The following is a 22,035-nucleotide window of genomic DNA, read 5'->3' on the forward strand; positions in this document are numbered from 1 at the left end:
TCGCTTCGTAGGCTTGCAGCGGACGATCCTCCACTGCGCCGGCCTGATCTTGTGGCTTGATCCATCGCGGGCCTCGTCCGATGCTGATGGAGTTCGGAGCATGGAACTGACGACAACTCCTGTGCATCCGGCGCTGCGACCGATCGGACTCGGCGCCCTTGAGCTCGCGAACCGCTTCGCCGTCGCGCCGATGTCGCGCGTGTCGGCAACGCCGGACGGTGTCCCGACGGACGAGATGGCCGACTACTACGCGGCGTTCGCCGAGGGTGGGTTCGGGCTGGTGATCACTGAAGGCACCTACACCGACCCGGCGTACAGCCAGGGCTACCTGAATCAGCCAGGTCTCACCACGGCGGCTCAGGTCGCGGGATGGCGGGAGGTGACTCGCCGGGTCCATGCCGCCGGCCGTCCGATCCTGGCCCAGTTGATGCACGCCGGCGCCATCTCGCAGGGCAATCCGCACCGCGCGGAGCGTGTCGGGCCGTCGGCGGTCCCGCCGATCGGCGAGATGCTGTCCGAGTACGGCGGGCAAGGTCCCTGGCCGACGCCGCGCGAACTTACCGAGAGTCAGCTCGACGAAGTGATCACCGGCTTCGCCGCGTCAGCGGTCCTGGCTCACGAGGCCGGATTCGACGGCGTGGAGATCCACGGCGCCAACGGGTACCTGCTCGACCAGTTCCTCACCGTCTACACGAACCAGCGCACGGATTCGTACGGCGGACCGGTCGCGAACCGGATCCGGCTGACCGCCGAGATCGCCGAGGCGATCGTCGCGGCGACGCCGCCTGGATTCGTCGTCGGCGTACGGCTGTCGCAGACGAAGGTGAACGATCTCGAGTATCGCTGGCCCGGCGGCGCGTACGACGCCGAGATCGTCTTCGAGACTCTGGCCGGTCAGGGTGTCGACTATCTGCACATCGCCAGCGAGGGCCGGGACTGGCTGGAGACCGCGCGGCTGCCGGGTGGCCAGACGATCACCGGGCTCGCACGCAAGGTCAGCGGGCTGCCGGTGATCGCGAACGGCGGAATGCACAACCCGGCGCGCGCGGATCGCGTCCTGACCGACGGCCACGCCGATCTGGTCTCGATCGCCCGGGGTGCACTGGCGAACCCCGATCTGCCCCGTCGACTCGGCAACGATCACCGGCTCGACCGGTTCGACCGCCGGATGCTCGAGCCGGCGGCCACCCTGGCGAACGCGAAGCAGTGGCAGACTGCTCGGTCATGACGACCCCGACGTGGCATGGCGGGGCACAGGCCGTCGTCACGCTCACCTTCGATGTCGACGCCGAGACGCCGATCCTCGCCGCCGGGCGCAGGTACGCCGATCACCTGACCACGATGTCGCACCAGGCGTACGGCCCGGACGTCGGCGTACCGCGGATCCTGGAGCTGCTGGGCGATCTCGGCGTACCTGCGACGTTCTTCGTGCCGGGCTGGGTCGCCGAGCAGCGGCCGGAGCTCGCGGCGACGATCCAGGAGCGTGGCCATGAGGTGGCTCACCATTCGTACAGCCATCGCGCGCCGACCACGCTGACCGCGGCGGACGAGCGGGCGGACTTCGAGCGGGCGCTCGAGGTCTTCGTTGCGCAGGGCATCGAGATCAGCGGGCACCGGGCCGCGCTGTGGGAGGCGACCCGGACCACCTTGGAGTTGGTCGCCGAGCACGGGTTCGCCTACGACTCGTCGCTGATGGGCGACGACCGGCCGTACCTGCTCGACGTCGGCGGCCGGTCGGTCGTGGAGCTGCCGGTGCACTGGTCACTCGACGACTGGGAGCAGTACGCGTATCTCCCGTCGCCGCAGATCGGCACCGTCATCGAGTCGCCGCGCAAGGTCCTTGAGCTGTGGCGAGCGGAGCTGGACGCGATGCGGCACTTCCGCTGTCTGTTCAACCTGTGCCTGCACCCGTTCCTGTCCGGCCGTCCGAGCCGCCTCCTCGCCTTGCGCGACCTGATCGAGTACGCCCAATCCTGCGGCGACATCACCTTTGCCCGCTGCCGAGACCTGGCCGCCGCCGCCCGCTCCGACCGAGCACTCTCACCACGAACCCCGCCGGGCGTCGTAGCGGATCCGTTCGTCTATCCGCTCGGTTGATGACCGAGGAGGGTGACGGCGTCGATGAGTTTGGACCAGAAGGCTGACTGGTCGAGCTCTACCGCCACCTGGGCGTTGGGTGGGCGGCCGGTGTAGTGGTGGAGGTCCACGGCGGTGGCGCCGGCGGTCCATTCGCCCTTGGTCTCGATGACGACGTTGGCGTCGACGCAGCGGACGATGGTGGGGTCGATGACTCGGGCTACGGCGACTGGATCGTGCAGCGGGGGCGCGGTGAAGCCCCAGAGGCGCTTGTAGGTCGATGCGAAGAAGGTCATCCACTCGATGCAGATCTCGGCCAGCGGAGTGCCGATGCGTGCGAAGGCAGCCAGTACGTCGTCTGTCACCAGGGCCTGATGTGTGACGTTGAGGCCGCACATCGTGAACGGGACACCTGATCGCAGGACCTGGTCCGCCGCTTCGGGGTCGACGAAGCAATTGGCCTCGGCGTACGGCGTCACATTGCCGCGCTCCGTTGAACCGCCCATCCAGACGAGCTGGTCGATCCGGTCAGTCAGGTCCGGTCGGTCAGCGAGCAGCCGAGCGACGTTCGTCAGGGCTCCGGTCGCCACGATCGTGACCGGCGAGTCGTGCGTGGTCAGTACGTCGACCAGCAGCTCGTGCGCCGTGATCGTTGCCTCGGGCACCGTCGGGTCGCCCTCGAACCGCGGACCGTCCAACCCGGTCTCGCCGTGTACGTCGTCAGCGATCCGCAACGGTCGCACGAGCGGACGATCGGCCCCGCGAGCGACCAGGACATCCGGCGCGCCGGCCAGCGACAGCACCCGGCGAGCGTTGAGGGTGCACTTCTCAACCGTCTGGTTGCCGGCCACCGTAGTGACCCCGAGCAGGTCAATCGCAGGATCCGCGACTGCCAGCAGCAGCGCCATCGCGTCGTCATGCCCAGGATCACAATCGAGCACTACCGGTATCGCCACCCGCACATGCTAAGGCTGCCGTCAGCCGGCAGGCTGGAACAGCTCGATGAGGTTGCCGGCGGGGTCGGCGATCAGGATCTGCCGGCCTCCTGGGCCGGAGGTGGGTTCGCTGCGGAACGGAACCTTGGCGGCCTCGAGCCGTTCGATCTCGGCGTCGAGATTGTCGACAATCAGATGGATACGGTTTCGGCCGGCCTCCGACGCGTCCTCCGGGGTGGCGCGGGCGCCAGAGGTCTGCGGTCCGGAGAGCAGGAGCCGCAATGGTCCGCGGGTGACATCGGCGAACGGCGGCGCCGGGTTGCTCCGCAGGACGAAGCCGAGCTGGGTGGTGTAGAAGTCGATGGCCGCCGGTACGTCGTCGACGATGTAGCGGACGCTGGCGAAGGTCTCCTCTTCGTTCATGGCTGGTCCTCCTTGAGGCTCGGCAGCAGGTGCCGAACGCGGTCGTCGATGTCCGCCGCCGCGGAGACAAACCTCGAGTAGCTGCTCCGGCCGTCGTCGCCGGCCGAAGGATCGGGGATGCTCCAGTGGGCGCGGGGCGGGTTGTCGGACAGCGTTTCGCGCGCCTTGTCGCACAAGGTGATCACGCGCTTGAAACGACTGTGCAGCGTCGGGTTGAGCACCCGCGGTGCCTGCTCCTCGATGTCGATGTCGTAGTGCTCCCGTAGTACTCGCACGGCGTGGGGATGGATCCGGTCCTTGGGCCAGGTCCCGGCACTGCTCACGCGGACGCGGTTCCCGGCGCGGTGCCGCAGGAGCGCCTCCGCGATCGGTGAGCGCGCGCTGTTGCCGCTGCAGATGAAGAGCACGCTCGAACGGCGTGGCGGTTCCTCAGGCGCCGGTGTCATTCGCAGCGCCGGATGCAGCGAGGTGCCGGCATCGGCCAGCGCCTCGGCACAGCGATCGAGGTCAAGGTGGTAATAGCTGTCCCGGGCGTCGAAGCTGCTACGCCGCGAGGCGACCAGGCCCCCGTCGCGCAGAAGCCTCAGGTGGTACGACACCAGGTTCTGCGGCTCGTCGACAGCGGCGACCAACTCACGCACTCGCAGATCGCTTCGCGCGAGCTCGGTCACCAGCTGCCATCGCAGCGGATGGCTGACCAGCCGGATGAACTCGGGCACACCGTTCACGGCGCCTGACATTACATCAAATCCATTTGATGGACCAGGCGTCGTCGACACCAGCTGGTGGTTGCAGGCTGTGGTCTGGAGGTGCGGATGCGCGTACGGTTGGAAGGTCGCTGGGGGCTGGGGCGATCGTGGGGATACAGCGCTATGTCTCGTGGGGAAATTGGGCCCGTGTGGATGCGCTGTCTCGGGGCTTCGGGGGAGTCGCGTGCGGCGCAGGTGGTTTGTGACGCGCTGGCGGGGGAGGGCGTGATGGTGCCGGAGTCGGCACCAGCCGTGGGGCGGATCGGTGTCGTTGTCGTGGACACCATCACCGAGCGGGAAGTGGCGTTCGTGCGCGCGGCGGCCGCGGACGGCGAGCGGCGGGTACTGGTTGTCGTGCCGGCCGGCTCGTCGGTCGACGTCGACGCGTCATGGCAATTGATGTCCGCAGGCGCGGCCGATGTCATCGCCTGGGACCGGTCGGAGGATCCGGCGTCCGACGCGGTCGAGCGGTTGCGGCGGTGGCAGCAGGTCGACGCGTTGATGGACTCGGGGGTGGTCACCGAGGAGCTGGTCGGGCGCTCTCCGGCCTGGCGACGGGTACTGCGCCAGATCGTCGAGATCGCGCACTTCACGACGCTGTCGTTGCTCATCACCGGTGAGAGCGGGACCGGTAAGGAGCTCGTGGCGCGGTTGGTCCATGCGCTGGATCCGAGGCCGGACAAGGGCGACCTCGTCGTACTGGACTGCACGACGGTGGTGCCCTCGCTGTCCGGCAGTGAGTTCTTCGGGCATGAACGGGGCGCGTTCACCGGCGCGGTCGCTCAGCGGGTCGGTGCGTTCGGACAGGCCGACGGCGGGACCTTGTTTCTCGACGAGGTGGGTGAGCTTCCGCTGCAGCTCCAGGCCGAGTTGCTCCGGGTGATCCAGGAGGGGACGTACAAGCGCGTCGGTGGGAACACCTGGCACCGGACGACCTTCCGGCTGATCTGCGCGACCAACCGGAACCTGCTCGACGAGGAGAGACGCGGGACGTTCCGGCGGGACTTCTATCACCGGATCGCCGCCTGGCGGTGCGCCCTGCCGAGCCTCCGCGAGCGAGCGCGCGACATCCTCCCGCTCGCCGAACACTTCGCCGCGCTGCAGGAGGCCGCCGGCGGATTCGACCCCGCTGTGAGTGCGCTGCTGACCGGGCGGCCGTACCCGGGGAACGTGCGCGACCTGAGGACGCTGGTCGAGCGCATCGCTCAACGGCATGTCGGGCCTGGGCCGATCACGGTTGGCGACGTACCTGATGACGAGCGGCCTCCGGATGACACGCGGGAAGCGTGGCGGACGGGGCATGCGTTCGAGGGTGCGGTGATGCAGGCACTGGCCGGAGGGGCGTCGCTGAAGGAGATCGGTGATGTCGCGCGGGACACCGCGGTTCGGATGGCTGTCGCGCAGGAGGACGGGAATCTCAGACGGGCCGCGCGGATCCTTACCGTCAGCGAGCGCGCGCTCCAACTGCGGCGGGCTGCCCAGCTCCAAGAGGGCTGAGCAGTTCGAGCAAGGTGCCGCCGAGGACGGCCTGTTCGTCCCGCCGCGAGAGGCCGAGCGCCTTGATCTTCGCGAGCTCCAGTCCGGGATGCAGCCACGGTCCGTCGGAGCCGAAGATGAGTTTCTCCGGCCCGGCCCGCCGTACCGCCTCGACGAGCAGGTCGAACCGACGTACGCCGGACGTATCGGCGTACACGTTGGGAAGTCGCACCAGCAGGTCGATCACCGCACGCTGCGCAGCCCAGTCGTCGGCAAAGCTGCCCAGGTGGGGGACGATGAACGCGACCCGCGGGAACTCGGTGGCGAACAGCTCCAGCGGCGCCACCTGACCCATCGGGTCGTAGAGCACCGGTAGGCCGAACCGATCCGCGGCGCGAGCGATCTCGGGCGTCAGTGCCGCGTCGTGCCGATGCACCTTCAGGCCCCGGAAGCCGAGTTGGTACACGGCCTCGTGCACCAACTCGGCGACCCGCCCGGCATCCCGGGCGGGGTGGACGAATGCGAACCCGATGAATCGCTCGGGCCTGCTGGCCACGACCTTCGCCACGGCCCGGTTGGCCGTCAGATAGTCGCCGTGGAACACCGAGAAGAGGACCGTCTGCGTGATGCCCGCGGCGTCGGCCCGGCGCAGGTAGTGGTCCAACCGGCCGACGTCCCACGGCCCGGTGAGTGTGTCTCCTTTCCCCACATGGCAGTGGGCGTCGACGATGGTCATCGCCCTAAGGCCGTTGGACTCGTACGGCGCCCGCCGGCAACTTCGAGAACCGGTCCTCGATGAAGAACGCGTTGTTCCGCTGGTTGAGACCGGCCCGCTGCCCGATCCACTGCCAGCGCTGACCCCTCGCGTAGTCCTGGGTGAACTTGGTCCACTGCGCGTCGGTTGGCAGTCGTCCGTGCCGGTCACGGAAGTAGACCGCCGTACTGGCGAACTGGGTGGCGTTGCCGATCGGGTTCGGGATGGCTCCGGTCAGTGCGGTGGTGGCGAGGTTCCGCGCCGGCTGCGGGAGCGCTGCCCACGCAGTGCTCTGTAGCTTGAGGAACTGGCGCAGTTGACCGACCGGGATGCCCGGCGGCGCCGGTGGCGGGTACGTCGCACCCGTCTTGACGAACTCCGGCTTGTGCATGTGCCGGCGGGCGGCACCCCAGTTCTTCAGCGACGCCTGCAGCGGTGTCGAGTACGCCCGCAGGAACCCGTGGAAGGTGGGGTACTGGCGATGCCGGATCAGACCGTAGAGGTTGATCATCGCCCAGATGACCGCCCGGTTGTCGGCGTTGTCGCGCCCGCCGGCCTCACCGACGATGAACCGCGCGGTCCAGACCAGGTCGTCGCTGGTGAACTGATAGGTGAAGCGGGTGCCGTCCGGCCGCGTCGCGTGGATCGTGCCGAGCCGGACATTCTGAGCCCCGCCGCCTGGAGCCGCCTGCATCGGAGCCGGCTGCATCGGGGGCGCCTGCATCGAGGGCGCGCTGGGCACGTACGAACCGCCTGCCGCGGGGAAGGATCCGCCGGTGGCGGGAGTGGTCGTGAACGAGACGTGCATGTGGTCGTGGTGACCACTCAACGGGGAGACGCCCTTCACCTGTGGGTCGTTGAAGAACACCCGCGAGACCTGCAGCACCGGGTTGCCCCGGATCAGGTCGACCAGCTCCTGCGTGAGCTGACGGGAGTACACCGGCATCGTGTAGTTGACCGGCTCCTCCTTGCCGTCGTTGCGCACCGGCCGGATGTCGACGTCCGTCCCGCGCTGGTGCGACTTGTGCGGCGACATCGGGCCGCCGCCGCGCAGACTGATGTCGGTGATGCCCATCCTTGGGCCGCTCGGGTGCCGCCGCTGCCATTCGGCGGCGATCGCGGTCACCGCGCGCAGCGTCTCGCGGCGACCGTACTGGCGGCCGGTGCTCTTGCAGTAGAACCCCGGACCCGACTGGGGCAGGGCGTTGTCCAGTGCGTCTGCGCCGCCTCCGGTGGAGACCTCGCCCCACGTCTCGTCGAGGAACGCTTGGGTCGTCATGATTCAGCCTCCCTGTCAGAACGAACCGGAATAGCCGGGCAGCTGCACGGGCGCCGCCGACGTACGCCGGGAGCCAGTGCCGGCCAACTGATCGAGCAGCCGCTGCCGGAGCAGGATCGACGGCATCGTGGTGTCCACCGGGTCGACGGTGAGATCGGCCCCGGTCACCGCCTGGTAGGCGTGGATGTAGCCCTGCAGCTCCGGACGCCAGTAGCGGACCCAGTTGGCGGCCTGCTGGGGCAGCCGGATGTCGTTCCAGTTGCCGTAGCGGATGCCGAGCAGGAGCTGCTCGCCGAAGATCGCCAGATCCCGGAAGTGCAGTACGGACGCATCGGGCCAGCCGTACAGGCGCTTGACCGTCTCCACCGGATCCATCCAGGCCTCCGGGTACGCGACCATCACTCGGCTCGGCAGGAACTCCCGCATCTCCGGCCGGGCGAGCATGTACTGGTACATCAGGTCCTCCTGGCGTGCCTGCCAGGGCAGCTCGAGGTACTGGTTGCCCTGCCCCTCGGTGAGCTGCAGGTGCACCTCCTTGAGTGCGTTGAGGACCGGGAAGGCATCCGCGAGCACGGTGGTGTCGTCGTCCTCCTTCAGGAAGATCGAGACCACGTGCAGCAGCCGGTGGAAGCTGCCGAGGAAGTGCACGCGGCTGTCGGCCGGCCGCATCGGTGGCTGACCGGGCTGCAGCATGCTGATGCCGTAGTGGTGGAACAACTCGTACGCGACCCGGGTGTCGGTGAGGCGATGCTGCTCATCGTTGACCATGCCCCACATCAGGTTGCTCAGCGGCCGGAGCGGATCGATCTCCAGATGCGCGAGGGGGTCCGGGCCACGGCCGGTCCGGACGTTCTGGAACCGCAGCAGCAGTGCGGACATCGCGTGCACCAGATGAGCCTCGCGGTGCCAGTAGTTCCAGATCAGCTCGATCAGGCACGGATTGGTCAGCTTGCTCTGCAGGATGCCGTACGTGTTCACGCCGAAGTCGCGGTCGCCGACGACGTCGACATCGCCGAGCTTGAGCCGGATCACCGCCAGGTACGGCAGGAACGCCTGGTCCTCCTCGCCCGGCAGCCGGGGACCTTCGGTGATGTAGTCCTCCCACTGGTGCCGGATCTCAGCACGGAACGGGTCGTCGTCCAGGTCCGGGCGGTTCAGCCGGACCCGCTCCTCGTCGAGGTCGAGGCCCTTGAACGGCCGGCCGAGCCGATCCGCGTCCACGCGCACACCGCAGTGCGCCATCATGAACACTTCGGTCGCGGTCTTCAGCACCCGGTACTGGTCCATGTCCGGGAACGGCAGCGCGCGGACCTTCTGCAGCTTGGCGAGCCGGCGTACGTCGCGCCTGCGCATGGTGCCGGCCAGGAACTCGGCGTACCGGTTGAAGGACAGAGCCTGGGTGCTGTTGCGGATCGCGACCCAGAACGCCTGGTCGTCGGTCTCCACGATGTCGCCGCGGCGCATGGTCACCGCGACCGCATCGCCGGAAGCGAACGGCCGCGCCCGTACGGTGACCTCCTCCTTGCCATGGACGACGACGGTGGTCGGCGCCGGGGGAGAACCGCCGCTGCCACGCCTGGCCAGGTGCAACTCCGCCGTCACTCGCACGCGGATGTCGAAGGTGCCGGGGGTCTGGTCGTCCGGAACGTGCCAGACCGCCTTCGCCTCGGTGACCTCGTCGTCGGCGTCGTAGGTCTGCACGATGAACGGTCCGCGGCCTGGGAAGTTCCAGGACGCCTCGGTGATGAAGAACGTCTCGGAGGTGTCGAGCGTTGCGGTGAGCCGGACGCGGCCCGCCTGCTCGATCGTGTCCGGGCTGGGGGTCAGGATGACCTCGGGTTCGTTGCTTGGCATCAGGGTGTCTCCTTTGAACTGGTGAGAGATGTGCCGGCGGCCGTGAACGTGGAGTCGAGCGCCCACCGGGTGAGCAGGTCGTTGACGACCGTGCTCTCGTCCTCGGGTCTGAGCCGGCCGTCGGCGCGGGCCTGGCCGAGGATCGCGAACGCCAGCGTCGGCCGTTCCCGGCACAGCCGGCCGGGATCGGTCAGTACGTCGTCGTACTGCCGGGCGAGCCGGTCAGGAGTGCGTTCGCGGGTCGGGAAGGTGTCTGCGAGCGTGTGGTCGGGCAGGGCCTTTGGGCGGTGGCCGGCGAGGAGTCGGGCCAGCAACGGGCAGGTACGACGAAGCGTCGCGAACAGCCGTTGCCGCGCCGCATCGAGACCCGTCGCCGGGTAGAGCTCGTCCCACAGCCGTGCGACTGCTGCCCACTGCGGATGGGGATAGAGAACGTCGCCGAGCGCGCAGCTGAGGTGGACCCGGATCCAGGGGAACGGATGCGGATCGCCCTCGGTCATTCGCAGGACGAAGACGCGGGGGAGACTCACGACACCCATCAGCCCGAGCGTCGAGCCGATTCCGAGCTTGCCGACCGAATGCAGGTCGGCCACGATCTCGGACAGCCATCGCTGCCACAGCTGCCAGGCCGGTCGTTCGTCGTCCGGTCGCTTCAACGCATAGCGCCGTACCTCGTGTTGCAGGGACGGGACCAGCTCCAACAGGGCCGCGACCTGGTGACCGCATTCGTGCAGGAGCGACGACGCGATTCCGCTCGACCCGATCATCCGCTCGCGCGGGATGAGGACCAGGGCCGTCGGGCTCGGGTCGCCACCAGCCAACCGGGTCCGCGCCCGCCGGATCGCCGCGCCCTGACCCCGATCGAGGTAGCAGATGATCGGCGGTACGGCGATGCCGGGAAGCTGCAGCGCATCTCGCGCGGCCACATCCAAGCCGGACAGCCAGATGCCGATCCGGCTCTCGCTGCGTTGGGTGATGGCCTGCTGGAACGTGTCGAACTGCGTGAGTACGTCGTTGAACCGCCAGCGCAGGCTGACGAACCGGCGTTGCTGCTCGTCGGGTGGCGCCGAAGCACCGGCGCCCAGGAGCCAGTCGTAGTACGCGTCCAGTCGACGCCGGAGCTCCTCGCGGCCCTGGATCAGGAAGCGCTCGACCGCCATCAAGGCGTCCGGCGCCAGTGCGGCCGCGGGCAGCATCGACTCGTGCAGCACGAACGGCTGCACGAGTGCCAGCCGCGTGCGCAGCGCACGGCACTCCTGCTCCAGGAACCACACGGCGTCGGCCATCGCGGTCACGCCCCGTAGAGCACGATCTGGCCGCCGCGGCGTACCCAGCGACCGCCCGAGCTCTGACGCGACGACGACCCGTAGTAGCCGTACTCGCTCTGCCCGCCGGCGTCCGGTGGGGCGTCAGGTGGTGGCGCGTCCGGCGGAGGTCCACCGGCAGGTTTGGGTGCCGCTCCGTTCGGTGAGGCGCCGCTCGGCGGCTCCTGCTGCGGGGGCTCCTCCTGTGGGGCCGGGTAGGGCGGTGGGAACGGGGGGACCGGGTACGGCCAGGCGGCGTACGGGTACGGTCCGGACTGCTGCGGGTGATGGTGGCGCCTGCGGCGTTGCTGCTGCGAGCCGTGCCACTGACCCGGCCGCGCGAACGACGGGTAGCGCCGAGCCACTCCGCGGGCGTGCCGGCGTGCTGCGCCGTAGGCAGCTGCGCGGGCCGTCCGCTGTGGCTGCCCGTGCCGCGGAGACAGTGCCGCGTTGCGAGTCGCGGCGGCCGAGAACCGCACGTACCGGCGGGCGACCTCGAACTCTGCCTCGTCCTGGCTGAGCCCCTCCAGTTCACCCAGCTCGGCCTCGAACAGCTTGGTCGCCATGCTGCCGAGACGGCTGCCGATCGCCGTACCGATGCCTGGGGCAACGAACGATCCGATCGCGCCGCCCACCACCGGCAGCGCCTTCTTGGCGACGTTCTTCAGGATCCCGCCGAGGGCCTTGCCGGTTGGCGAGTCGAGGAAACCACCGACGCCCTTGACCACGTTCTTGATCAGGCCGCCGAGGAACTGCTCGAGTTCGGCCTCGTCGCGGATCTCCAGCAACTGCGCGGCCAGCTCCATCTCCTGCTGTTCGCCGAGTGGGCTGGAGTACTCGCCGTTCAGCTCCTGCAGCTCGGCCTCGAACTGCTCGAGCTCACCGGGCATGGCCTCCTGCAGTTCGTCGAACTCGGCTTCGCCGTACTGCTCACCCTCCCCGAACTCGTTGTACTCACCCTCGCCGAACTCCCCGTACTGTTCGCTTTCTCCGTACTGCTCGCCCTGGCCGAACTCCCCGTACTCGCCCTGGCCGTACTCCGTCTGGCCGAACTCGCCCTCGCCGTACTCGCCGTACTGCTCGCCCTCGCCGAATTCGGCATAGACCTCGCCCGAACCGAACGAGCCTTCGTAGCCGTAAGCCGCCATCACGCCGTTCCTTCCTCCTGGTCCATCTGTCAAGGTCGCGAACCGATCCCAGGCCGACCGCACCAGCTGCCGAGTCACCTCGAGCTCGCGGTCCTCCGCGCTCAGTCCGTCCAGCTCGAGCCCGAGCAACGTGCTGACCCGCGCCGGACCGGAACTTTCCTGGAGCCGGATCCAGAGCGGGAGACTCTGATCCACCAGCCGCGCGACCTGCTCGGAGGTCGCGGTCGGGAGGAGTCCGGCCAGGCTGGTCGCCATGGCACGCAGCGCCGGCACGGCCCCCGCACGGTCCCGCACCTCGATGGCGCGGGTCGCGAGCTCCAGCTCATGCACCGGATCCAGCTGCTGCACGAAGACCTCCCCGGTCACCTGATCTGTTCGACCAGAGGGATGCACGATCCGTGCCAGGGGTCCTCGGTGCGGCCGCCGAAGTCTTCTTCGGCTACCGGGCTTCGGAGGGGCTACGCCGGCGAAGTTTGCTTCAGCGTCGGGACTGCGCGGCGATTCCGAGCTGGGCTCGGTATTTGGCGACGGTACGACGGGCGATCGGGTGAGCCGTGGTGGACAGCAGCCGCGCGATCTCGCCGTCCGACAACGGCCGGCCCTCGTGCGCGATCAGGTCGCGGACCGCGTCGCGCGGCTCGGCCGACGTACAGAAGAAGTCCGCCATCGGGGTGAGGCGTCCCGACGGCAGCTGCGCCCAACGTGCTGACACCGCGCGGGACACCGTCGACTCGTGGACGCCGATGGTGTGCGCGACCTCGGCCCGGGTGAGGGGAGCGGGACAGTCGGCTCTCCCGGACAAGAAGACTTTCTGATTGTCGACAATCGCCTCGCCGACCGCGCGCATTGTCTGCCAGCGTTGGTGGAGACGGCTCATGAACAGCCTGGCCCTGGCCAGCCACTCCTGGACCTCCGCACCGCCGGCCCGGTACGACGGACTGATCGCCAGCGAATGCCGGACCTCCTCGGCGACCTCGACCGCGAACTCGTCGGTGAACACGTAGTCCGGCCGTAGTACCTCGGCCCGAGCGTTCGTGGTCCGTGGCGGCCAGCACCCGAGATCCAGTGGCACGAACGGCACCAGCCGCTCCTTGATGAAGTCCGACGCGGTCTGGATCTCGGCAGCGGACGTCCCGAGGGACTTGGCGATTCGGTCCAACCGCCCGGCGGCCAGGTCGTTGAGATGCCGGTCCACCACGGTCCTGACCGCAGTGGGCGTCCGGTCCTCGAGTTGGAGCAGCAGGCATTCACGCAGATCCCGAGCCCCGATCCCAGCCGGCCCAACCTTCTGCACGGCTGACAGTGCTCGCCCGACACGTGTCGGACTCACCCCGAGACAGACCGCGATCTCGTCCGTCGTACTCGTCAATCGACCGCGCTGGTCGAGGCAACCCACGACGTACTCCACGATCGCACCATCGACGGCAGGCACCAGCAATCGCGCCTCGGCCCGCAGCGCACCCACCTCGCCGCCGTCCACCCACTCGGTCACCCCGGCAGCCGGTCCGCGCCAGGCACCGTCGTCGACTCGCTCGAGCGCGGGGTTGTCGCCCAGCTCCCGCTCCACCAGTGCGTCCACCCCGACCGCCGGCAGCTGCAGCACCTCGGCGTACGCGACGATCTGGGGCCGCAACTCCAACCGCAGGCCGACCCGTCCCTCCAACGCCAACTCCACGCGCCCCCACCCCCTCCTCAGCATCCACCGTTTGCAAGCTCCGTGCCAGCTGTTGAGGGGGCGCCGTAGGGTGGCTGGGTGAGCGAAGAACGGGGAGCGCCGGGCGCGCTGGATACGGCTGACTGGCGGCGGCGAGTGTTTGCGCTGTACGGCGCTGTGCGAGCGGCCGGTGACCCGGCCGAGGGACATGCCCTGTGGCGGGCAGGCAGAGACGAGCTGCTGGCGACCCATCCTGCATCGCCTGTCGAGGAGCGCGAGGGCTTCAGAGGGGTTCCGATGGGGGCCTACCGGCCGGAGTTGCGCTTCGAGGTCGCCGTCGACACCGACGTCGAGCCGGTCCGGTGGGAAGTGCCGTCGGCCACCGACGGCGTGATCCCGTTCTCGCGGGTCGGCGTACTGCACCTGCCCGCGATCGGCGACCTCGACGTGTGGTGGCTCGAGTCGTACGGCGGTGGTGTGTTCGTGCCGGTCAAGGACGCACTGGCCGGCACACACACGTACGGCGGTGGCCGCTACCTGCTGGACACCGTCAAGGGCGCCGACCTGGGTGGTGACATCCGCGAGGGCCGGCTCGTCGTGGACCTCAACTTCGCCTACAACCCCTCGTGCGCCTACAGCCCGCTCTGGACCTGCCCGCTCGCGCCGGCCACCAACACGGTGAAGGCAGAACTGCCGGTCGGCGAACTCACCTCAGACCTCTAGGGCCGCCAGCAACACCAGCACCACGGTGACGACGGCGAACAGGCCGTGGCCGCCAACGACAGCGACGGGGAAGTGCCGCTCAGCCGGTACGTCGGCGGTCGGGGCCTCGGCCACCGCACGCGCTCGGTACGTCGGCAGCCAGCGCCGCAGCATCGCGAACCCGAGCAAAGCCACCGGCACGAGCAGGATGAACGCGACCCAGGCCAGCACATCGCTGTCGGCGATCAGGTAGATGATCCACAGCACGAGCCCGATGGCCGCGAGGGCGAAGTGACTGAAGATCAGTGCCGGCCGGAACCTGCTCGCGCTCGGCTTGCGTGGCCCGCCGTTGCTGATCCAGGTGTACAGCAGGTAGAAACCACCGACCGCGGTGATCAGCCACGTCACGAGTGCTGCGATACCCATGTCATCTCCTCGGCTCGAAACCTTCGGCTTGGTCGTCCTCCTCGGCGACGCGGACGCCGTACCGGAAGGCCAGCTTTCCCCCGAGATAGCCCGACACCATGAGTGCGGCCAGGCTGACCCCCGACAGGACGATCGGACCGACCGCGACCTGGTCGGCATCGGCTCCGCGGCGCCAGAGCGCGTTGACGACGTACGCCACGACGATCGTGACGTTCAGGATCAGGTGGATCACCCCGGTCCGGAACGCCGGTGTGCCGGTCGGGATGGCGAAGAAGTCCAGCAACCCGACGGTCGCGGCCGCGAGCGCGCCGACGATGCCGATCACGATCAGCCACGTCGACGCCTGGACCAGGTACGCCGCGTCCGCCGCCTGTGATCCGATGTCGAAGACGAAGCTGGCCACCCAGGCGCCGATCGGGATCGTCACCAGGATCGGGTGGAACGGGTGACCGTACGGGCCGGTCAGCAGCGCACTGACCGGGTGCTTCGCGGCAGACGACCGATCGGACATCGGCACCTCCTATTTCACCAACCGAGTTTGGTCTTATTCGGAATGACTGGTCAAGAGGTGGGCGCGCGTCGGCGTCGCTTTTGGCCAATGTTCGTGTCCGTTATCGTGGACGGGTGGCTGACGAGGGGCTCGGTGCGCCCGCGGCGATCAGGGCGGTCTCGGCGTTGAGCGACGAGTCCCGGCGCCGGATGTTCGAGTTCTGCCGTCGGGCCGGCCGGGCGATCAGCCGGGACGAGGCGGCGGCCGAGGTCGGGATCTCGCGGAAACTGGCCGCGTTCCACCTGGAGAAGCTGGTCGAGGCCGGGCTCCTGCGAGCGCACTACGAGCAGGGCGGCAGGCTTCGCAAGGTCGGCCGCGCGCCGAAGCTGTACGAACCGGTCGAGACCGACGTGCGACTCTCGATCCCGCCGCGGCAGCCGGACCTGCTCGCGGAGATCCTCCTCGACGGCGTCCTCAGCCAGGACGACGACATCAGCCCCATGGACTCGGCCCTGAACGCAGCATTCCGCCGAGGGGAACGCATCGGCGAGGACGAACGCGCCCGATCCCGTCCCGGCCGCTTGAGTTCGGAACGTGCCTTGACGTTGGCAGAGGCAACATTGTCGCGCGTCGGCTTCGAACCGGACCGCCCGCGCCCGGACTGCGTCCGGTTGCACAGCTGCCCGTTCCACCCACTCGCTCAAGCACAGCCCGATGCCGTCTGCGGCATCAACCACGCCTTCCTCACCGGCATGCTCAACGGCCTCCGGGCAACCACCGTCCGCGCCATCCTCGATCCAGCCGGCGGCGAGTGCTGCGTCGAGATCACCGCCGACTGACAGGCCGCCTAGAGCTTGTTCTCCAGGGCGTCCATGAGGAGTGCTGCCAAGGCCTCGAGCTGGAAGTCCGCGGAGGACGAGACCTCTTCGTCCGAGCCGTCGAGGGCCCGGGCGGCGAGGCTGGACTTGCTGTCGATGAGGTCGGCGATTCTCGTGTCGATGGTCTGCGCGGCGATGATCCGCCAGGCCGTGACCGGCATGTCCTGGCCGATCCGGTGCACCCGGTCGATCGCCTGCGTCTGCTCGGCGTTCGTCCAGGACAGCTCCGCGAGTACGACGTTCGACGCGACCTGGAGGTTGAGGCCGACACCGGCGGCCAGCAGCGAGCAGACCGCGATCGAGACCTCCGGGTCGTTGACGAACGCGTCGATGTTCTTCTGCCGGTTCCGCGCGGTCTGGTCGCCCCGGATCGAGGAGAACCCGATCCCGCGCTCCGCGAAGAGCTCCTCGGCGGCGTCCATCACCTCGATGTGGCGGGCGAAGAACACGACCTTGCCGACGTTCTGCGCGAGTTGCGCGGCGTAGTCGGCGGCGAGACCTGCCTTCGCGGTGCCGATCCGGCGTACCAGGGTGAAGACGTTCTCGCCGGTCTTCGCGTTCGCCATCTCGGTGCGCTCCCAGCCGGCGACCCGGCGGACGAGCTCGTGGTCGATGCCCTCCACGGTGGTGCCGGACGTCCGCGTCTGGAGTGCGGTCTGGTACCGCTGCACGAGGCGGTTGGCGAGCTCGCGCTCGGCGTCGCGGATCGAGCGGCCGAGGGCGCCGTCGAGCTCGACGGGCAGATCGGCGATCCGGCGGGCCGGGATGTCGGCGGCCACGTCCACCTTGCGGCGTCGGACGATGCCGAGGTCGATCACGGACGCGCGGGCGGCGGCGTAGAAGCCGGGGTCGGCCGGCGTCAGCTCGGTCTCCTCGAGCGACTCCATCAGCTCGGCCCTCGGACCCTTCTCATCGATCCAGCCGAGGTACTGCCAGATCGCCGTGAAGTCCTCGATCGAGTTGATCAACGGCGTACCGGTGAGTGCCATCAGCAACGGACGGGGCGTACGGGTCCGGATGCGCTCGGACAGCTGCAGGACGTTGCGCGACCGCTGCGACTTCTTGTTCTTGATGAAGTGCGCCTCGTCGACCACCATGCCGCGGAAGCCGAGGTCACCGAGCCAGCCGACGTGACGGTCGAGCACCTCGTAGTTGACGACGACGATGTCCGCGAACCCGTCGATCGTGTCGCCGTCGCCGTGGATCACCGTGGCAGTCTTCTGCGGCGTCCAGAGGCCGGCCTCGCGAGCCCAGTTCGTCTTCACGACGTTCGGTACGACGGCCAGCAGGGGATAAGCGTTGGCGGCCCGGGCAGCGAGCAGAGCCTGAGCCGTCTTGCCGAGGCCCGGCTCGTCGGCGAGCAGGAACGTGCGGTGGCCGGCTGCGGCGGAGGCGATCAGGCGCGCCTGGTGTGGCATGAGCTCCAGGCCACCGGCTGCGTTCAGGGAGGTCGGCTCGGGCAAGGTCATGCTGGCGGCGGCACCGGCGTACTCGAACGACTTGAGCAGGGGACCGATGAGCTCCCAGCCGGCCAGTCGGCGCGGGCGCGGCGCACGCGATGGGGCAGCCGAGAAGTCGGGTGCGAGGAACGGGTTGGCGAGCTGCCGCTGGACCACAGCCTGCGGTACGACGCGGCGCGCGGCGTCTGGTGGAGTCGCCGGCTCGGCGGGCGCGGGCTCCTCGTCGGGAGCCTCGACGCCGGCGGACTTCAGCATGTCGCGCTTGAGCCGCGCACCGGCCTCGGGGACGACCGCGTCCTCGGCCAGCAGCCCGAGGAGCGACGTCTCGCGGGCAGCCGCCTTGGCGAGGATCGTCGCGACGCCGTCCAGCCGCCGGAGTTGCTCGGCGCGGTAGGTGTCGGTCGCGTTCTGGTCCGCGTTCACGCGGGCACGCTCCTCGCGCACCAGCAACGCCACGACCTGGAACTTGGTGCGCACCGACGGGCGTACGTCGGAGCGCTCGACCGCGCTCTCGACCTCCCGCACGGCACGGGCGAGGACCGGGATCAGACCGTCACCATCGCGGGCAGGACGCCGGCGACGGGGAGCGGAACGGGCAGCGCTGGACTGGCGCTGGCCTCGTGGGGCCAAAGACTCCTCCTCAGTACTGCCACGGCACGAGAGCCGTGGCTGAACGCAGCACCACACGACCATCCCGCCGCCGCGACACGTCGCGCCGAGAGTCCGGTAGGGCCACCGGGAAACGGCGCAGAACCACCGCTTCCGCGAGCGGTCGCTGTCCCGGACTCCGCCGGGACCGGCCACCGCGTGCGATTGGCGACCTCTAGTCGATGACTGTGACCTCCGGGCCAAGACGCAGCCGTCGCCGGGGGCGGTCGGCATTGCCGATGTTCGGTGCTCTGCCAATAGTAGCCTGCGTCCGCGGCCACGGCTGTTCACCCTCGGTAAAGTTCCGATCCGGGCCTCTGACGGAGGGTGGTTCGAGGTGGCGAGATGTAACGGATGTGTGGCTCACGGCGATATGGGCTTGCGTGGGTGGCCTCGCCGGGGAGGGTGAGGTTGGTGTGGGGGCCCGCGGTACGGCCGTCTGGTCGTGACGTGTCTGACGTGGGGGAGCGTGCTGCATGTCGTATCGATTCAACCCGCCGCCGAACTGGCCCAGGCCGCCGGTCGGTTTCGTACCTGAGCCGGGCTGGGAACCTGACCCGAGCTGGCCGCCGGTGCCGCCTGGGTGGCAGTTATGGGTAGAGGATGTGCCGGTCGGATCGCATGTCAGCGCCGTACCGGAAGCACCGCTGCAGAGTCCGGTTGCGGTCCACGCCAGGCACGCGGCTCGGGCCGAGCTGGATCAGCAGACGACTCCGGCCGAGGGTGGTCTCGACATCCCGGGTCGACGCGATGGGCGCGGGTTGTTCGGAGCGAAGAAGCGCCTGGAGAACGAGGTCGAGCGACTGCGCGACCTCGTGGGTCAGCTCGGTGGGATGGATGCGCTGACCATCGCGGCCGAGACGGACCGCCTGCGCGACGAACTCGGTCAGGTGCAGTCTGCGCTGGGCAGTGCCCGCCAGGATGTGTCGAACGCTCAGGCCGAGCTGGCCGCCGTACGGCAAGGGGTCATCGAGACCAACGAGGTCGCGATGCTGCAGGAGGTGGGCATCTATGAGTACTCGCATCCCTTGGAGGACGCGGTTGCCTACAAGGCGCGGCTGGCCGACCTGAAGGACCGGTACAAGACACTCGCTCGGGGCGACGGTGCGGTGACGGCGTCGACGACATGGCAGGTCAACAACTCCAAGCGCGAGGGCGACAAGATGGTTCGCGAGATCTCCAAGTTGATGCTGCGCGCCTACAACGCCGAGGCGGACAACTGTGTCCGGACGGTCCGGCCGCATCGCAGGGCGTCGAGTGTCGAGCGTCTGTCGAAGGCACGCGAGTCCATCGCTCGGCTGGGCCAGAGCATGAACATCAGGATCAGCGAGGACTACCACGCTCTGCGCGTCGACGAGGTCCTGCTGACCGCCGACTACCTGTCAAAGGTCGAGGAAGAGAAGGAACGCATTCGCGCGCAGCGCGAGCAGCAGCGCGAGGAGGAAACCGCGCGGCGTGAGTTCGAGCGGGAGAAGTCGAAGCTGCTGAAGGAGCGGTCGCACTACGAGACCGCTCTGGCTCGGGTGCGAGCGTCAGGTGATACGGCCGCCATCGACCAACTCGAGGCACAGATCGCGGACATCGAGTCGTCGATCGCCGGGGTCGAGGAGCGCGAAGCCAACATCCGCGCCGGCTACGTCTACATCATCTCGAACGTCGGCTCGTTCGGTCAGACCATCATCAAGATCGGCATGACGCGGCGGCTCGATCCACTGGACCGGGTTCGCGAATTGGGGGACGCGTCGGTTCCGTTCAGATTCGACGTACACGCGATCATCTTCAGTGAGGACGCGCTTGGTCTCGAGGGTGGGCTCCACGCCGCGTTTGCGGACAAGCGCGTCAACAAGGTCAACCTGCGGCGCGAGTACTTCTACGCGACTCCTGGCGAGGTCCGCGACGAACTGGCCAGGATCGCGGGGCAGCACCTGCTCGAGTACCACGACCTACCCGAGGCCCTCGAATGGCGTGCAAGCGGCGGCGCGCCGGCCGACTAGCGTCCTCCAGTTCCCCGGGTCGGGGAGGACTGCGGCGATGAGGGCGGTGAGGAGATTGCGGACCATCACCGATCTCGACTGCAGTACCCGACCACTCGGTGGCTGAAGTCGCACCACGGCTTGTTGCCCGACGCACGGTCCAGACAGGCAGCGAACGAGACCGACCACACCGGCACATCCGCACGCTGCCACCCGGCGCAGCTGCAGCCAGCAGCTCCACGCGGTAGTCCGTGCGTGAACGAGCGAACAACACGGTCACCGCCTCGACGCTCGAGATCACGTACGGGCCGTCTTGCGCGATGACGAGGCGGGGCGGTTGTGCCATGGCGTGAGAGTAGAGCGCTGGTCCGACACTCCTCCCACCATCGACCGCCGGTTGCCCAATCAGTCGCGTGCCGAGGCCGACCCCCGGTGGCGGTGTGCAGATCGACAGGAGGTGTCGGGACGCTGGTAGTGCAGCCGAGCGGTCCACGCGACCTGTGTACGGCGTCTCGCAGGTGCACTACCTGTCGGTCTGCGCACTGCCGGTCGGTGGGCCACGCGGTTGGCCTGGCCGTGACGTTGCCGCAATTCGACCGAGCTGGGGCGTGCCACTCGGACAGCCAGTCGTCCGACCGTGTGCGGCGTTTCAGTTGTGGGGGAGTTGTTCGTCGGGGTCTTCGTTCGGGTTGGGTTCGGGGGCCGGGGTGGGGTCGAGGTCCGGGTCGTCCTCGGGCCGGCCCTGGCCGGGGAAGGGGCGGTCGGGGTCGAGGGGATCGGGGAGGGGTGGGGGGATGGGGGTTGTGCTCACGGTGGGCCTCCTTCAGCTGCGGCGGCGGTGGAGTTCGGGGAGTACTTCGGTGCGGTAGAGGTCCATCATGTCGACGGTGTGCGGGCCCATGTTGGCGACGTAGATCTCGTCGAAGCCGGCGTCGACGTACGGCATGAAGGCCTCGACGTGTGCGTCTGCCTTGGATCCGCAGGTGACCGACTGCGCCGTCGACTCCTTGGTGACGAGTTGGCTCGCCTGTTCGAAGTGCCGCGGTGACGGCAACACCTGGGACAGCTCGCCGGGCAGCCCGGAGTTGCGCCAGATCCGGTGCGCCTGCTCGATACCTTCTTCCTCGGTCGGCGCGTAGCTGACCTTGAACCCGGCCTGCGCCGGCTTGTCGCCACCGCCGTTGTCGCGGAACCGCTGCAGCAGTTCGCGGTCCGGCGTGGTGGTGATGTACCCGTCCGCGATCCGCGCCGCGACATCGGTTGCCTCCGGCCCGAATCCGGACATGTAGACGGGCAGCGGCGCCTCCGGCCGGGTGTAGATCCGGGCGGTGTCGACCGTGTAGTGCTTGCCGTGGTGTGAGACGAATCCCTCCTCCGTCCACAACCGGCGCATGATCTCGACCGCCTCCTCGAGCATCTCCAGCCGTACGTCGACCGTCGGCCAGACGGACCCGAGCACGTGCTCGTTCAGGGCCTCGCCCGTACCGATCCCGAGCTGGAACCGCCCGTTCAGCAGTACGGCGCTGGTCGCGGCCGCCTGCGCGATGATCGCGGGATGGATCCGCACCGTCGGACACGCCACCGCGGTGGTCACCGGCAGTTCGCACACCTGGGAGATCGCACCGATGGTGGACCAGACGAACGCGCTCTGACCCTGTTCGTCGTTCCACGGATGGAAGTGGTCACTGATCCACAGTCCGTCGAACCCGGCGTCTTCGGCCAGCCGCGCCTGCTCGATCAACTGTGCCGGCGTGTACTCCTCACTGGACAGGAAGTAGCCGATCTTCACGTCGTACTCCGATCGTT

Annotated in this window: 20 protein-coding genes; 6 read left to right on the top strand and 14 right to left on the bottom strand. The window is 68.7% G+C overall.

Going from position 1 to position 22,035, the window contains the following annotated elements; all coding sequences use genetic code 11:
• The first annotated feature begins 100 nt into the window (after positions 1-100).
• Positions 101-1,228 (top strand): oxidoreductase, encoded by a 1,128-nt coding sequence (locus tag E0H75_RS22360; protein WP_131515593.1) that lies wholly within the window; start codon positions 101-103, stop codon positions 1,226-1,228.
• Positions 1,225-2,097 (top strand): polysaccharide deacetylase family protein, encoded by an 873-nt coding sequence (locus E0H75_RS22365; protein WP_131515594.1) that lies wholly within the window; start codon positions 1,225-1,227, stop codon positions 2,095-2,097. Before E0H75_RS22360 ends, E0H75_RS22365 begins: the two co-directional genes overlap by 4 nt.
• Here the strand turns inward: E0H75_RS22365 and E0H75_RS22370 are convergent.
• The 3 genes from E0H75_RS22370 to E0H75_RS22380 are packed head-to-tail and all read right to left on the bottom strand — an operon-like array spanning position 2,082 to position 4,174.
• Complete coding sequence (locus E0H75_RS22370; protein ID WP_131515595.1) at positions 2,082-3,032, bottom strand: nucleoside hydrolase; 951 nt, start codon at positions 3,030-3,032, stop codon at positions 2,082-2,084. The two genes, E0H75_RS22365 and E0H75_RS22370, sit on opposite strands and share 16 nt — an antisense overlap.
• 21 nt (positions 3,033-3,053) lie before the next feature.
• The gene (locus tag E0H75_RS22375) at positions 3,054-3,434 is read right to left on the bottom strand and encodes a VOC family protein (RefSeq protein WP_131515596.1); all 381 of its coding nucleotides are present in this window, start codon (positions 3,432-3,434) and stop codon (positions 3,054-3,056) included.
• A complete protein-coding gene (locus E0H75_RS22380) occupies positions 3,431-4,174 on the bottom strand; it encodes an arsenate reductase/protein-tyrosine-phosphatase family protein (protein WP_131515597.1) in 744 nt (247 codons plus the stop codon). Before E0H75_RS22380 ends, E0H75_RS22375 begins: the two co-directional genes overlap by 4 nt.
• 237 nt (positions 4,175-4,411) lie before the next feature.
• Here E0H75_RS22380 and E0H75_RS22385 point away from each other — a divergent pair, with 237 nt between their 5' ends.
• Complete coding sequence (locus tag E0H75_RS22385) at positions 4,412-5,680, top strand: sigma 54-interacting transcriptional regulator (protein ID WP_202873120.1); 1,269 nt, start codon at positions 4,412-4,414, stop codon at positions 5,678-5,680.
• Here the strand turns inward: E0H75_RS22385 and E0H75_RS22390 are convergent.
• From E0H75_RS22390 to E0H75_RS22415, 6 genes are all read right to left on the bottom strand, one after another.
• On the bottom strand, positions 5,628-6,395 hold the full coding sequence (locus tag E0H75_RS22390; protein WP_131515598.1) for an amidohydrolase family protein: 768 nt from the start codon (positions 6,393-6,395) through the stop codon (positions 5,628-5,630). The two genes, E0H75_RS22385 and E0H75_RS22390, sit on opposite strands and share 53 nt — an antisense overlap.
• Before the next feature lie 4 nt (positions 6,396-6,399).
• Positions 6,400-7,692 (bottom strand): penicillin-insensitive murein endopeptidase, encoded by a 1,293-nt coding sequence (locus E0H75_RS22395; RefSeq protein ID WP_131515599.1) that lies wholly within the window; start codon positions 7,690-7,692, stop codon positions 6,400-6,402.
• Positions 7,693-7,707: 15 nt separating this feature from the next.
• A complete protein-coding gene (locus E0H75_RS22400; protein ID WP_131515600.1) occupies positions 7,708-9,546 on the bottom strand; it encodes a hypothetical protein in 1,839 nt (612 codons plus the stop codon).
• Positions 9,546-10,832: a hypothetical protein gene (locus E0H75_RS22405; protein WP_202873121.1), complete on the bottom strand. Its 1,287-nt coding sequence runs from the start codon at positions 10,830-10,832 to the stop codon at positions 9,546-9,548. Before E0H75_RS22405 ends, E0H75_RS22400 begins: the two co-directional genes overlap by 1 nt.
• 5 nt (positions 10,833-10,837) lie before the next feature.
• Complete coding sequence (locus E0H75_RS22410; protein ID WP_131515602.1) at positions 10,838-12,364, bottom strand: hypothetical protein; 1,527 nt, start codon at positions 12,362-12,364, stop codon at positions 10,838-10,840.
• 112 nt (positions 12,365-12,476) lie between these two features.
• Positions 12,477-13,673: an RNA polymerase factor sigma-54 gene (locus E0H75_RS22415; RefSeq protein ID WP_165553956.1), complete on the bottom strand. Its 1,197-nt coding sequence runs from the start codon at positions 13,671-13,673 to the stop codon at positions 12,477-12,479.
• Between the two features lie 78 nt (positions 13,674-13,751).
• On the opposite strand from E0H75_RS22415, the gene E0H75_RS22420 reads away from it, so the two are divergent.
• The gene (locus E0H75_RS22420) at positions 13,752-14,375 is read left to right on the top strand and encodes a DUF1684 domain-containing protein (RefSeq protein WP_202873122.1); all 624 of its coding nucleotides are present in this window, start codon (positions 13,752-13,754) and stop codon (positions 14,373-14,375) included.
• Here the strand turns inward: E0H75_RS22420 and E0H75_RS22425 are convergent.
• Both E0H75_RS22425 and E0H75_RS22430 read right to left on the bottom strand, forming a co-directional pair.
• Complete coding sequence (locus E0H75_RS22425) at positions 14,364-14,780, bottom strand: hypothetical protein (RefSeq protein ID WP_131515604.1); 417 nt, start codon at positions 14,778-14,780, stop codon at positions 14,364-14,366. The genes E0H75_RS22420 and E0H75_RS22425 overlap by 12 nt on opposite strands.
• 1 nt (position 14,781) lies before the next feature.
• Entirely contained in the window at positions 14,782-15,291 is a 510-nt protein-coding gene (locus E0H75_RS22430; protein WP_131515605.1) for a DUF2231 domain-containing protein, read from the bottom strand.
• Between the two features lie 113 nt (positions 15,292-15,404).
• Here E0H75_RS22430 and E0H75_RS22435 point away from each other — a divergent pair, with 113 nt between their 5' ends.
• On the top strand, positions 15,405-16,109 hold the full coding sequence (locus E0H75_RS22435; protein WP_202873123.1) for a helix-turn-helix transcriptional regulator: 705 nt from the start codon (positions 15,405-15,407) through the stop codon (positions 16,107-16,109).
• 8 nt (positions 16,110-16,117) lie between these two features.
• On the opposite strand, the gene E0H75_RS22440 is transcribed toward E0H75_RS22435, so the two are convergent.
• A complete protein-coding gene (locus E0H75_RS22440; RefSeq protein ID WP_420323302.1) occupies positions 16,118-18,133 on the bottom strand; it encodes a DEAD/DEAH box helicase in 2,016 nt (671 codons plus the stop codon).
• Positions 18,134-18,732: 599 nt separating this feature from the next.
• Between E0H75_RS22440 and E0H75_RS22445 the strand changes: the two genes are divergently transcribed.
• The gene (locus E0H75_RS22445; protein WP_202873124.1) at positions 18,733-20,250 is read left to right on the top strand and encodes an SNIPE associated domain-containing protein; all 1,518 of its coding nucleotides are present in this window, start codon (positions 18,733-18,735) and stop codon (positions 20,248-20,250) included.
• A gap of 628 nt (positions 20,251-20,878) precedes the next feature.
• Here E0H75_RS22445 and E0H75_RS43180 read toward each other — a convergent pair.
• Entirely contained in the window at positions 20,879-21,040 is a 162-nt protein-coding gene (locus E0H75_RS43180; RefSeq protein WP_165553958.1) for a hypothetical protein, read from the bottom strand.
• 12 nt (positions 21,041-21,052) lie between these two features.
• Complete coding sequence (locus E0H75_RS22450; RefSeq protein WP_131515607.1) at positions 21,053-22,018, bottom strand: TIGR03557 family F420-dependent LLM class oxidoreductase; 966 nt, start codon at positions 22,016-22,018, stop codon at positions 21,053-21,055.
• Positions 22,019-22,035: the final 17 nt, after the last annotated feature.

The sequence above is a fragment of the Kribbella capetownensis genome (genome assembly GCF_004331485.1).
Lineage (GTDB): Bacteria > Actinomycetota > Actinomycetes > Propionibacteriales > Kribbellaceae > Kribbella > Kribbella capetownensis.